Source organism: Sporolactobacillus terrae (assembly GCF_019930545.1).
Classification (GTDB): Bacteria; Bacillota; Bacilli; order Bacillales; family Sporolactobacillaceae; genus Sporolactobacillus; species Sporolactobacillus terrae.
In genome coordinates this window covers 2,640,557-2,653,666 of the sequence record NZ_CP082837.1, presented here as the reverse complement: position 1 = coordinate 2,653,666, position 13,110 = coordinate 2,640,557, and the positions used below count along the sequence as shown (strand labels likewise).

The 13,110-nt window shown below is 46.8% G+C and carries 12 protein-coding genes; 8 read left to right on the top strand and 4 right to left on the bottom strand.

Annotation, left to right across the window (positions count from 1 at the left end):
* Positions 1 to 53: 53 nt before the first annotated feature.
* Both K7399_RS12645 and rpiA read right to left on the bottom strand, forming a co-directional pair.
* Complete coding sequence (locus K7399_RS12645) at positions 54 to 1,022, bottom strand: Gfo/Idh/MocA family protein (RefSeq protein ID WP_223362340.1); 969 nt, start codon at positions 1,020 to 1,022, stop codon at positions 54 to 56.
* On the bottom strand, positions 1,015 to 1,719 hold the full coding sequence (rpiA, locus tag K7399_RS12640; protein WP_028978102.1) for a ribose 5-phosphate isomerase A: 705 nt from the start codon (positions 1,717 to 1,719) through the stop codon (positions 1,015 to 1,017). The genes K7399_RS12645 and rpiA overlap by 8 nt, the downstream gene beginning before the upstream one ends.
* A gap of 259 nt (positions 1,720 to 1,978) precedes the next feature.
* Between rpiA and K7399_RS12635 the strand changes: the two genes are divergently transcribed.
* The 8 genes from K7399_RS12635 to rlmN all read left to right on the top strand — a co-directional run bounded on the left by K7399_RS12635 (position 1,979) and on the right by rlmN (position 11,201).
* Positions 1,979 to 3,187 (top strand): NRAMP family divalent metal transporter, encoded by a 1,209-nt coding sequence (locus K7399_RS12635; protein ID WP_152080812.1) that lies wholly within the window; start codon positions 1,979 to 1,981, stop codon positions 3,185 to 3,187.
* Positions 3,188 to 3,261: 74 nt separating this feature from the next.
* Entirely contained in the window at positions 3,262 to 4,023 is a 762-nt protein-coding gene (locus tag K7399_RS12630) for a LamB/YcsF family protein (RefSeq protein WP_139692261.1), read from the top strand.
* 17 nt (positions 4,024 to 4,040) lie between these two features.
* The gene (locus tag K7399_RS12625) at positions 4,041 to 4,838 is read left to right on the top strand and encodes a putative hydro-lyase (RefSeq protein WP_010027616.1); all 798 of its coding nucleotides are present in this window, start codon (positions 4,041 to 4,043) and stop codon (positions 4,836 to 4,838) included.
* Positions 4,839 to 5,484: 646 nt separating this feature from the next.
* Positions 5,485 to 6,201 carry a 5-oxoprolinase subunit PxpB gene (pxpB, locus tag K7399_RS12620; RefSeq protein ID WP_223362339.1) on the top strand — a complete coding sequence of 239 codons (717 nt, stop codon included), beginning with the start codon at positions 5,485 to 5,487 and terminating at the stop codon, positions 6,199 to 6,201.
* Entirely contained in the window at positions 6,198 to 7,208 is a 1,011-nt protein-coding gene (locus tag K7399_RS12615; protein WP_028978098.1) for a 5-oxoprolinase subunit C family protein, read from the top strand. Before pxpB ends, K7399_RS12615 begins: the two co-directional genes overlap by 4 nt.
* Positions 7,209 to 7,284: 76 nt before the next feature.
* Entirely contained in the window at positions 7,285 to 8,625 is a 1,341-nt protein-coding gene (locus tag K7399_RS12610) for a C1 family peptidase (RefSeq protein ID WP_263282747.1), read from the top strand.
* Positions 8,626 to 8,944: 319 nt separating this feature from the next.
* Entirely contained in the window at positions 8,945 to 9,979 is a 1,035-nt protein-coding gene (locus K7399_RS12605) for an AI-2E family transporter (protein WP_028978096.1), read from the top strand.
* A 142-nt stretch (positions 9,980 to 10,121) separates the two neighbouring features.
* The gene (rlmN, locus tag K7399_RS12600) at positions 10,122 to 11,201 is read left to right on the top strand and encodes a dual-specificity RNA methyltransferase RlmN (RefSeq protein ID WP_223362338.1); all 1,080 of its coding nucleotides are present in this window, start codon (positions 10,122 to 10,124) and stop codon (positions 11,199 to 11,201) included.
* 263 nt (positions 11,202 to 11,464) lie between these two features.
* Here the strand turns inward: rlmN and K7399_RS12595 are convergent, their stop codons facing one another.
* Together K7399_RS12595 and K7399_RS12590 are read right to left on the bottom strand one after the other, a co-directional pair.
* Positions 11,465 to 12,148 carry a hypothetical protein gene (locus K7399_RS12595; protein ID WP_028978094.1) on the bottom strand — a complete coding sequence of 228 codons (684 nt, stop codon included), beginning with the start codon at positions 12,146 to 12,148 and terminating at the stop codon, positions 11,465 to 11,467.
* Between the two features lie 18 nt (positions 12,149 to 12,166).
* Positions 12,167 to 13,108, bottom strand: coding sequence for an FAD:protein FMN transferase (locus K7399_RS12590; RefSeq protein ID WP_223362337.1), 942 nt, complete (start codon positions 13,106 to 13,108; stop codon positions 12,167 to 12,169).
* Between the last annotated feature and the right edge of the window lie 2 nt (positions 13,109 to 13,110).

The window sequence follows — 13,110 nt, the reverse complement described above, 5'->3', positions numbered from 1 at the left end:
TTAAAAAGAAAACGCTCTCTTATTTTAAAAACTATGATTTGAGCGAATCTGCCTCATTCAAATGGATAACGGATTCCCCATTGATCACGGATGTTGGTCATCATCTGCATGACATCGTTTGTCAGACGCGCAGTCTGTTCCGTGATCGCTCCGCTGACCGCAGCATTCATGTGATCATATTCATAAACCATTGCTTTTGCAGTACTGCCGGCTTTGATCACTTCCGTGCGACCATCCGGATAAGTGATGGTTGCTTGGTCTGCTCTTGGAAAGTTGTCCACGGTAATGTAGGCTTTATCGCCGGTCACAATACCACGTTTCGGCAGCTTTGCGCGCATGGTTAAAGTGACGACCGCCATCTCGTCATCCGGATTTTTTAAAATAATTCCCGATTGTTCATCGACACCGGTCTCAAACGGTTTAACCGTTGTTAAGATTTCATCAGGCTGACTGGTTAAGAAGAAGCGTGCAAAGGAGAGCGCATAGGTGCCGATGTCGAGCAAGGCGCCGCCGGCAAGATCCTTATTAAGGAAACGGTTCGAGACATCGTAGGGTTTCAGGCTGCCGAAGGTGACGTTGACCATTTTCAGGTTTCCAATTGCACCATTTGCGATCAGTTCTTTTATTTTTTGATAAAGCGGCATATGGTAAATGGTCATCGCTTCCGCGACAATCAGTCCTTTTTTCTGTGCCAAAGCCAGAACCGGATCCAGTTGTCTGCTGCTTACGGTGATCGCTTTCTCGCAGAGTACATGCTTACCGTTTTCCAGACATTGAAGCAGGTAGTCATAGTGATGGGAGTGCGGGGTTGCCAGATAAATAATATCAATTGCCGGGTCATGCAGCAGATCGCTGTAGCTCCCGTAAGCATGCTTGATGTTGTGCTGATCGGCAAAGGCTTGAGCACGTTCAAGATGACGTGAGCCAACTCCGTAAATTTCACGACCGTTTGCTTGCAGCGTTTGTGCAAATTCAGATGCGATGGCCCCGGGACCAATGATGGCCCAATTCGGTTCAGTCATGGATTGTCACCTCTTGAGTTGATTTGTTCAGCCACTTTATGCTGTTTTCACCGGCGATCAGTGCCTTGGTTGCAACATTAACGAACAAAGATGTATCAATCACGCCACGAATGGATGCCAATTCACGGTTTAATTGACGAATGTTACGGACCTTTTGAAAAAAAACATCCATTAGCGGGTGTCCGTTGTCAGAGATCGTGAATCCGTCTTTTCCTTCACTTTGACGCATGACCGGTCGGCCGCCAAGCTGCTTGACTTGATGCGTGACATAGGCTTGTGCTTCGGCTAAGAGTTCAAGTACAACCGGCTTTTCGAATGTAAGTGCGGGTGCATACTTGGATTGATCCACGAGCAAGATATACTCGTCTGCCATCGTCGCAATCAATTTTTCCAGTGTGTGGATGCCTCCCCCGCTTTTCAATGCGTTTAACTGTTCATCAACCTGATCGCAGCCATCAAAAGCGAGATCAATGTGGTCGACCGCTTCCGTGTGAAGTACGGTGAGACCGTTTGCCAGACATAGCTGTCTTGTCTGCATTGAAGGCGTGACGACTTGGATGTTTCGCTCAGGCTTTTCTTTAATAAATTGGATTAAATGACGAATCGTACTGCCGCCGCCAAGGCCAACAACCGAATGATCGGGAATCAGCGCCAACGCTTTTTTGGCACATTCTCGTTTTAGATCTGTTTCGCTCATGTTTACCTCCCCACCACTTGCACATATGTGCACGGGATAAAAATATGTGCGTTGTGTACGGTGTAAGTATACTACGCGAATACCCATAGTTAAACTATTTTGTCTGCAATTCTGAAGATCGGTGTTACCTTATTCATTTTATAGGATAAAATGGTGACTTTTCGGTGGTTTTTATATTTTCCAAAAATTAGTTTGAAGATTTTTATAACTATAGTGTATAATTGCTGTGTCATGATTTCTTACAACTAGGAGGAGTTCCATGCTTAATAATAAAAAGGCGTTCAATGTTGCGATGGGCGCAGCTTTTCTTATGGCCATGTCGGCTGTTGGGCCAGGTTTCTTGACGCAAACGGCTGCATTTACATCGCAAATGGGCGCTGATTTCGGATTCGCCATACTTGTTTGTATTCTTGTTGACATTGGCGTTCAGCTGAACATTTGGCGAATTATCTGTGTTTCGGGAAAACGCGCACAACAGATTGCCAATGAATTGGTACCGGGGCTCGGCTACGTGCTCACGGCGCTAATTGTCATTGGCGGTTTGACTTTTAATATTGGCAATATAGGCGGTGTTGGTCTTGGTTTTAATGTACTCTTCGGTATTTCTCCGGAAAATGGTGCGTTAATTGGCGGAGCGATCGCATTAATTATTTTTCTTGTTCGCAATGCGCTGATTGTCATGGATCGCACGGTTCAAGTACTTGCGGTTGTAAAGGTGCTGCTCATCATCTTTATAGTTGCAATCAGCTCGCCTCCAGTTGGACAAGCTGCGATTCATACCATCGCGCCTTCGCATATTGACTTCTATTCAATTGTAACGATCGTTGGCGGTACGGTTGGCGGCTACATATCCTTTTCAGGTGGACATCGACTGCTTGAAGGCGGACTTAAAGGAAAGGAAAGTATTCGTTACATAAATCAAGGGGCGTTGACCGGCATTGGTGTGGCGTCGTTTATTCGTGTCCTGCTTTTTCTTGCCGCGCTTGCCGTCATTGCAGAAGGATTCAAGCTTAATCCGCTTAACCCTGCTGCAAGTATTTTCAGTGCAGCAGCCGGGAATTTTGGCTATAAATTTTTTGGACTGGTCCTTCTAGCTGCCGGAATGACCTCAACATTAGGTTCAACCTTTACTTCGGTGTCTTTCTTAAACTATTCGAAAGACAAGGGCACCGAGAGCATTTTTCATAAATTGCGCCCGGTCTTAATTATTTTCTTCATCGTTTTCTCGACAGCTGTTTTTTATTTTATCGGCAGCCCGGCGAAGATACTGGTCATTGTCGGAGCAATTAACGGCCTGATTCTTCCTATTGCTCTAGCCATTTTATTGGTTGCTGTCACGAAGAAAAAGATAATGGGCGAGTTGTATAAGCACCCACTATGGCTGACCATTTTCGGATGGATTATTGTTGTCTTTATGGCGTATGCCGGTGTTGAATCAGTGATTAAAGGCTTTTCATCACTGTTCTAAGAGAGCGTTTAGCTGCATCCGCTGCATAGCTTTTCAAGGAATCAAGTTGATGAACAAAAAGGAAGGAACAGAGAATGAATCAAGTTGATCTAAATTGCGATTTGGGAGAAAGCTTCGGACATTATGTGATTGGGAATGACGAGGCAGTGCTGCCGCTTATTTCATCGGCAAATGTCGCTTGTGGGTTTCATGCCGGCGACTATTCGGAAATGCGGCGCACGGTTCTTCGCGCAAAAAAGAATCGGGTGGCCATTGGTGCGCATCCCGGATTGCCGGATCTTAAAGGGTTTGGCAGGCGCGAGATGGATATAACTCCGACTGAGATCTACGATATGATCGTGTATCAAATCGGCGCACTCCAAGCCGTTGCCGCAGCGCAGAAGGTTGATTTAAATCATGTGAAGCCGCATGGTGCATTGTATCATATGGCCTCCGATCAAAAAAAATATGCGGATGCTGTGGTTCAAGCGGTACATGACGTCGCCCCGAATCTGCTTCTGTTTGGTATGGACGGCACCTATCTGACCGTTGCCGGTGAGAACGCAGGTCTTCATGTCGTTTATGAAGCGTATGCGGACAGAACCTATCAGCCCGATGGCTCATTAACGCCAAGGTCTCAGGCGGATGCACTGATTACAGATACAGATCAGGCACTTCAGCAAGTGCTTGAGATGCTTCGCGAGGGAACGGTCACGACTGTAGCCGGTCGGAAAACCAAGGTACGCGCAGAAACGATTTGTGTCCATGGCGATGGAGCTGCCGCACTTGCATTCGCAGCGACGATACGTGAAGCATTGCAAACGCGAGGAATTAAGATTGATTCTTGGAAAAAATAACGGTGAGGGTGAGTGGGATGAATGAATTATCTCTTGCTGATCGGACGCCGTCTGAAGTTCGCGCCTTGATACGCAATGGAGTGTGGGCGCGCCCGACCAGTGGTCTTTCAAATGGGTATGCGCAAGCCAATCTCGTCATTTTGCCTCAAAATATAGCTTATGACTTTTTATTGTTCTGCCAGCGTAATCCCAAACCTTGTCCGCTGCTGGAAGTACTGGATACAGGCAGTCCGTTTGTGAAACAACTGGCAAACGGTGCGGATATACGGACGGATATTCCCAAATATCGCATCTACCGTCATGGGGAGCTGTCTGAAGAGGTAGCAACGATTGGGGACTACTGGCAAGAAGATTTTGTTTCTTTTCTGATTGGCTGCAGCTTTAGTTTCGAGCAGGCATTACTTGAAAATAATCTTCCAGTCCGGCAAATTGAAGAACAATGCAATGTGCCCATGTATCGCACCAACATTGCCTGCGCCCCTGCCGGCGTGTTTTCCGGTCCCGTCGTCGTCAGTATGCGGCCGATGACGGAAAAACAAGCCATCCGGGCGGTACAGGTGACCAGCCGCTATCCCTCCGTCCATGGTGCGCCGATTCATTTCGGCAATCCAGCTCAGATTGGGATCAGCGATCTGGCACATCCGGACTTTGGCGATCCGGTGCCGATTCGGGATGGAGAGATTCCGGTCTTCTGGGCTTGCGGCGTAACGCCGCAAGCAGCGGTGATGAACAGCAAACCGGAAATTGCGATTACGCATGCGCCGGGCCATATGTTCATAACGGATCAAAAAGATACAGCGTACAGTATTCTATGATACGCTTGACAACATGCTTTGCGGCAACAAGCGGAAGCGACAAAGAAATGGATGACGGATGATCATGAGAACTTGCTGTTTTCGGCAAGTTCCTTTTCTTACACTGGTAAGAAAGGATAGAAAATAAAAGATTTAAGGAAACGAGTGTAAGTGGTTCGTAGAACGCCGCGTCCTGCGGCTCACCGAACACTAGGCCGTCCATGGCCGTCGCGGGCGGCGACTTTGCCTTCGCCAGAGGCTTGGCAAAGCCAAGTTTTCTAACAGGATAAGAAAGTATATGATTTTGACCTGTCTTCAAACCAATAGCCCAGTGTCTTGGCCAAGCGTCAAAGCGGAGGAGCTCTGGCGCCTGCGGGATCGTGCTTAGTTGATGCGTGCCGGCGAGACCCCGCAGATTCCTGCCTGTCTGAGGAGGCTCCTGGACTGGCCGCGGCAAGCGAGCAGCTGTAGTGTCCGTCAGGCACAAGATCGATGGCAAAGCCAAGTTTTCTAATAAAATCCATTGGCCCTAACACAGCGTCTTTGCTGGAAGCAAAAGACAGGTGTGAGAAGTCTGCCGCACTGCCCGCACGGAAACCAGAAATGAGTATAGAGAATCAAGGCACAATGGGTCTGCACGATTCTTAGCAAAGGAGGAATTTATAAAATGGTTATTGAACCGTTCGGAGATCAAGCGGTTCGTGTCATTTTCGGGGATCGCATCGCACCTGAGATACAAATGAAAATCAATCAATTCACGGAACGATTTGACCGAAGTCCCTTCAAAGGCTTTGTTGAATATGTACCTGCTTACACGAATGTCGTGTTTTACTATAATCCAATAGAAGTAAGCCGAAGCGGGAAAAAGGATGGCTCGTCCGCTCAGCAACAGGTGATCGATTATCTCAACCAATTAAGTGAACAAATGAGCAATGAACCCGATCAAGAAGCAAAAAGACGGGTTGTACATATCCCTGTTTGCTACGGAGGCGAGTTCGGTCCAGATTTAGACGAGGTCGCGCATGTGCATCATTTAACACCCCGTGAGGTCATTGAAAAGCACACGAAACCACAATATCTTGTTTATATGCTTGGATTTGCCCCTGGCTTTCCTTTTTTAGGCGGGCTGCCTGAAGAACTGGCAACGCCGCGCCGAGCAAATCCACGTTTGAAAATTGCTGCGGGATCCGTCGGCATTGCTGGAAAACAGACGGGGGCCTATCCACTCGATTCGCCTGGGGGATGGCAAATCATCGGCAGAACGCCTGTCCCGCTGTTTCAGCCAGAATCCGATCCGCCAACCTTGCTTAAAGCGGGAGACCGGGTTGTGTTTGATGCGATTTCAGAACCGGAGTATTTGCGGATTAAGGAGGAACAGGCATGACACTGATTGTCATACAAAAGGGCTTTGCGTCTTCGGTGCAGGACTTGGGGCGCTACGGCTATCAGCGGTACGGCATGATCGTTGGCGGCGCCATGGATCAGCCGTCGGCAAAATTGGCGAATTGGTTGACCGGAAACCATGAATCAGCAGCCATGATTGAGTTTTCCTTCCTTGGTCCCAGCATTCTTTTTACTGAAGATTGCTTATTTGCGTTGACCGGTGCCGTTTGCCGCCCGACATTGGACGGAAACAGCATTGGGACGGGACGCCCATGCCTTGCACGTGCAGGTCAGATTTTGGTGATTGGCGGAATGGTTCATGGAAGCAGAGGCTACCTTTCCGTAGCTGGCGGTGTAGACACACCGCTGTGGTTCGGTAGTCGATCGACCTATGAGAAAGCAGGATGCGGCGGGTTTGAAGGACGACTGCTTGAAGAGCATGATCGTATTCCGGTGGGGAAGCCTTCAGAAGAGGCGAGACGCGTGATGGCTGTATTGGCTGAAGCTAAGCTGCAAACCGTCCGTTGGTCTGCATTGCCGCGTCGGAAGTATCAGGAGACACAGACCATTCGCGTGATACCCGATACACTGTGGCCACGGTTTTCGACAGCAAGCAGAGAAGCCTTTCTAAAAACAGAATACCAAATCACACCATCATCCGACCGAATGGGGTTTCGGTTGAATGGTGCTGAGTTAACCCTTGACAATCCGTTGGAACTTTATTCCGAAGCGGTTACCAATGGATCGATTCAAGTCCCGAGAAATGGACAGCCGATTATCTTGATGACCGATCACCAGTCGACCGGAGGCTATCCGCGCATTGCTCAGGTTGCATCAGCGGATCTGCCTTTGCTTGCCCAATTGCCGCCGGGCAGCACACTTCGGTTTCAAATGATTTCCTCAGAACAGGGAGAAGCCGCGCTTGTCCGTCAGGAGGAGGAGCTGGAACAGCTGCACCGTTGTATCCGTGTGGGTATTGTCAAGCAGATCACAGGATTTAGCGATTGACGATGAGTTACTTTCCGAATCTTCGTTGAAGGCCTATAATGGTCTATGTGAACATTGGAACAAGGAGGACGTTGAAATGGCAAAAGAAATCTCGACATCAATGATCAACGCATTTTCAGACAAAATTCAGAGTGTCGCACAAAATAAAGTGATTCAAGATGCAATCATGAATAATGGGATCAATGCGGCGACGATGAATAGCGAAGCCGTTGTATCTATGAATCCAGTATTCTCTGAAGAAGTTGAAAGCGGCAAAGTAACGGATCAAAAACAGAGCGGCAGATGCTGGATGTTTGCGGCGCTAAATACATTCCGTCATAAATTAAGCGGTACATTTAATCTCAAAGACTTCGAACTCTCGCAAAACTATACCCTCTTCTGGGATAAATTTGAGAAAGCAAACTATTTCTTTGAAAGTATTATTGATACAGCAACTGAACCGCTTGACGGACGGCTTGTCTCTTGGCTGATGGAAACGCCACAGCAGGATGGCGGTCAATGGGATATGCTTGTTTCTATTATTGAAAAGTACGGTGTTGTTCCGAAGCAAGCAATGCCGGAAACCTTTCAGAGCAGCCGCACACTGCAACTGAACCGCTTACTGAATGCTAAGCTTCGCAAGGATGCAGGTGTTTTACGTGAGTTAAGTGCAGCAGGAAAATCGAGAGATGAAATTGAAAAAACAAAAACAGAAATGCTGAGCGACATTTATCGTCTGCTGGCGTTTTCTCTTGGTGAACCGCCAAAGACGTTTGATTTTGAGTATCGCGATGAAGACAAGAATTTTCACAGAGACTTGGGCATCACACCACAGCAGTTTTTCAAGAAATATGTTGGGATTAAATTGGAAGATTATGTTCCGGTTATTAATGCACCGACCGAAGATAAACCTTATAAGAAAACTTATACCGTTCAGTATCTCGGTACGGTTGTCGGCGGACATCCGATCAAGTATTTGAACGTTGATATGGAAACGCTGAAGTCACTTGCAATCAGCCAGATTAAAGATAATGAATCCGTCTGGTTTGGATGCGATGTTGTTCAATATTCCGAAAGCAAGCACGGGATTCTGGATACAGCATTGTTTGATTATGCAACGGCATTCGACACGGATTTCCAGATGACAAAAGCGGAACGATTGGACAACAAACATAGTTGTCTAACGCATGCGATGGTGCTGACCGGTGTTAACCTCGTTGACGGAAAGCCGAACCGCTGGAAGGTTGAGAACAGCTGGGGCGAGAAGGTCGGAACTAAAGGCTATTTCGTTATGAGTGATCCTTGGATGGATGAATACACCTATCAAGTCGTCATTAATAAGAAGTATCTGTCCGACGAATTGAAAACTGCATTCGCGCAGGATCCGGTTGAATTGAAACCTTGGGATCCAATGGGTGCACTGGCCATGATGCAGTAATTAAATACGCCTTTAAACCTGCTCTGATTGATCGGAGCGGGTTTTTTTGATACGTGAGTTAACGGAAAAAACATCGTTCATGGGTCACAGGTGGTTTAAGTGGTACTACATCGTTCAATGAAAAGAGCACAAAAATGAGAAATTCATTTTGAAACATCCTGCCGATCTGTTTCGTATTTAAGCTGAGACATAGGATATAAAGATGAATTTTTCCTTTTGCAACGGAAACGAAAAAACACTAATATAAAAGAGTAGCTGTGCTTATGACAAGACATCACGAGATAACGTCATAAAAATGAGGAAAAGGAATACAGAAACTATGAATGTATTGATGGGCTATTTGCAGAAACAATCGGTTCGGCGTGTTCTAATTTTTGCACTGCTTATTTTTCTGATTTACTTGGTGCGCAGTTTAATTGATTTGCTGCTGCTCACATTTATTTTTTGTTTTCTGGTTGATCGTCTTGAAACGTTCCTGCATCAGAAGTTGAAGGTACCGAGACGATTGGTGGTCATTGTACTCTATTCGCTGATCGTCATCGGTATTTATGCGGCGATTACAATCTATCTGCCGATCATTGCTGATCAGACCGTTCAGTTGTTTGATTCAATCTTGAAGACGGTTAAAGAATTTCGCGGATCCGTTGTGGGCAATGCAGTCCTTGATCAGTTGCAGAAATACAATGTTGAATCTTACTTGAAGTCAGGCGTCAAATTTGTTATTGATTCCTTCTCTTCCTTTGGTTCTTTTACAATTGATGTGTTTCTTGCCTTGCTGCTCAGTTTGTTCTTTTCACTGGAAAAAGATCGGCTGCTTCGCTTTTCTCGTGGATTTAAAACCAGCAAGATCGGCTTCCTCTATGATGAGGTTGCGTTTTTCGGTTCTCGTTTTGTACAAACCTTTGGTAAAGTGATTGAGGCTCAATTTGTGATTGCTCTGGTTAATACGGCCATTACTGCGATTATTTTGGCAGTGCTGCATTTCCCGCAGCTGTTCAGTTTGATCCTCATGGTCTTTGTGCTGAGCCTGATCCCGGTAGCCGGGGTCGTCATTTCCTTGATTCCGCTCTGCATCATTGGCTACACGATCGGCGGCGTTCAAGATGTGATCTATATGGTGATCACCATCTTGCTCGTACACGCAGTTGAAGCGTATGTGCTTAATCCAAAGCTGATGTCGGCGAAGACCGAACTTCCAGTGTTCTACACCTTTGTTGTGCTGATCTTTTCCGAACATTTCTTCGGAATCTGGGGGCTGATTGTCGGGTTGCCAATTTTTGTTTTCCTTATTGATGTACTCGGCGTCGAGTACAAACGGCCGATAAAAAAGTTAGTATTTAAGCATAGAAAATAAACGTGCTCGGATCAGGACAAGGCGGAACTTCCCTGCCTTGCCCTTTGTTTTTTTATTGGTAAATGGTTTGTCGGGCTTGCGTGAACACTGCATCTTCAGTAATATGAACTCATATGCACTTTTCAAAAAGAGGTATTAAATAATGAGTAAAACATCCATCTACGGATTAACCATAGACCAATTGAGCGATTGGCTGGTCGCCCATGGCGAAAAAAAATTCAGAGCAGCACAAATTTGGGGCTGGATTTACGTCAAACGGGTGAATAGCTTCGACAAAATGACTAATGTATCCAAGAAAACGATCCAGTTATTGGAAGATTATTTTATGTTGGGGACGTTGGAGACACAAATTGAACAAAAAGCAAAGGACGGCACGACCAAGTTCCTTTTTAAGCTGACCGACGGCAACTTGATTGAGACCGTACTGATGCCGCATGAATATGGGTTATCGGTGTGTGTCACCTCTCAGGTCGGCTGCAACATTGGCTGCAGTTTCTGCGCGAGCGGATTGCTCAAGAAAAATCGTGATCTCACCAGCGGAGAAATGGTTGAGCAGCTGATGAAAATTCAACAGAGTCTGGATGCTAAAGGACAGGACGAACGGGTTGGACATCTTGTAGTCATGGGCATCGGCGAACCGTTTGATAATTTTGATCACGTCGTGAACTTTCTCAAGATTATTAACGATGGCAGCGGGCTGGCAATTGGTGCGCGCCATATCACGGTTTCAACGAGCGGGCTTGTGCCGAAAATCTATGACTTTGCGGCTCTCGATTGGCAAATCAATTTGGCGATTTCGCTGCACGCACCGAATAATGAGCTGCGCAGCCGTATCATGAAAATTAATCGCGCCTATCCGGTTGAGCAATTAATGGAAGCGGTCGACTATTATTTGAAGAAAACCAACAGGCGAGTTACCTTCGAATATATCATGCTGAAGGGGATTAATGATCATAAAGAAGAGGCAATTGAGCTGGCTAATCTGCTCAAGGATAAACGTCATCTGTCCTATGTAAATTTGATTCCGTATAATCCGGTTGAGGAGCATTCCGAATATCAGCGCAGTGATAAAGAGGCCGTTGTCACGTTCTATGAGACACTGCGACAGCGAGGGATTAACGTGGTTGTACGCAAAGAGTTTGGTACGGATATCGATGCGGCTTGCGGTCAATTGCGCAGTAAACAAATTAAAAAAGCCAAACGTGTCACCGTTAAACGATGAATTGACGATAAAAGCCGGAAGGAGAAGGCATAAGCCGCAATCCTTCCGGTTTTTCTTACAGGTAAAGAAAATTTATGACTTTGTCCCGTCTTCAAACCAATAGCCCAGTGTCTTAACCGAGAATCAAAACGGAGGTATTCTGGCGTCCGCGGCACAGGGGAGTAACCGCGACGATTCAGCACAGAGAAGACACGGGCCCATCACATATGGCTGGAGATTAGGAACCGAGCACTTGTTGCTCGGTTTTTTATATGGAAAATAGGTTAACGGTGCAAGCCGCGTTCTGTCACCTTTTGGTTGCGCAATGCCTTGTTCTTAATTGCGCTGACCATGTGGATTTGCGCGATCATCAATGCGAGAACAACGACAAAAGTAACGACATACATTGAAAAAATGACGATGTTGCTTGCATCCGTCCCGCCCATAATCCCATGAGTAAGTGCTAAGAGAAAGAGAACATAGGCAATTAAGTGAAAGCTTCGCCACAGCTTCACCGGCATTTTATTTTTTAGATCCGTGGTGATCAGAATGAATAACAGGCCGTACAAGGTGAGCGTTCCGAGTCCGTAGAGAAACGGTTCTTTAGGCGCGGTGAACGGGATGAGTAATTGCATCCATGAAAAAGGCACATAGGGGTCGATAATAAGTAGCAGCGGGTGCAGCATAGCGACAAATGTACCCGTTGTATTTAATAAGAAATGCGTTTTGAGCAGCCGATTGCGTGCTTTTTTTCTGCCTCGCCAAATCGGCATTCCAGCCATAATACCCAAACAAATCCCGCAGAAAAGAAGCAGGTATGCAGTAATTCCTAGAATGCGTACAATCAGCCAGGTTGGGGCAGCTGCTGATAAGAAGCCGGTATGGCGTTCCATTTCAATAAATAGACTGATGATGAGGATCAAGGCCAGTCCAATGGTCCATTTCAATCCTTTATGCTTTTGCTCCACGATTGATCGCTCCTTCTTTTATGGAATGTCGATTTGCTTTAAAAACACCACACGAATATGGGGCATGTTTGTCGCTTCTGAAGCGGTTATCTTGCCCGATTGATCAACAAATACATAGGAAAGTTCGGGATGCTTTGCTGCCAGCCAAGCCGGACCTTGACTGCTCCCTAAGATCAATAAACATTTTGCATAGATTTCGCATGGCAGAAGCTTGGGCCCTGCGACGGTCGCTTGAATGATGTTTGAAGCGGCCGGCAGTCCGGTTCGTGGATCAATCAAGTGATGAAGCAGCTGCGTACCATCGCTCCAGCTTCGCTTAATCGTACTGCTCGTCGCAACACCGAGTTGGCCGGAATCGAAGGCAATCCGTCCGATGGATTGATGATCGGAGAAGGGATGGGCCACATCAATCGTCCAATGCGCGTGATCGCTGTCTGTCCAGCCCATAAGATCTCCGCCGGCGTTAATCAAACCGCGGGGGCGACGCATTGAAAGCAGCGATTGCGCTGCGCTTTGAACAGTCCAGCCTTTTGCAATACCGCCGAAGTCTAAGGCAATCTCCGCGGGTAAGGTAATCGTCTGTTTTTCAAGATCAAAAGCAAATGAAGACTGCTTTGCCGTCGGCGGGACGTTATGCCGCAACGCATGATGACGATCCACCTGTTCGAACGAACGATCATAACCGATGGAACGCATCACATTACCGAGAAATGGATTGAAAATGCCGTCGGTTTCAGCATAAAAGCGCAGGGCTTCGAAGAATAGTGCTGCAAACGATTGTGAGACAGGGGTCTCCTGACCGGCCTGTCCATTGACACGGCTCAATTCGCTATTCACCGTAAATCTGGAATAGCGCTGCTCTGCTGCTGCCATCCGATCAAAAACACGTTGAGCATCCGGCGGATTGATTCCGGAAGTTGACACAAACGTGTTCATATAGCGATGATGGAATTCAGCCATGA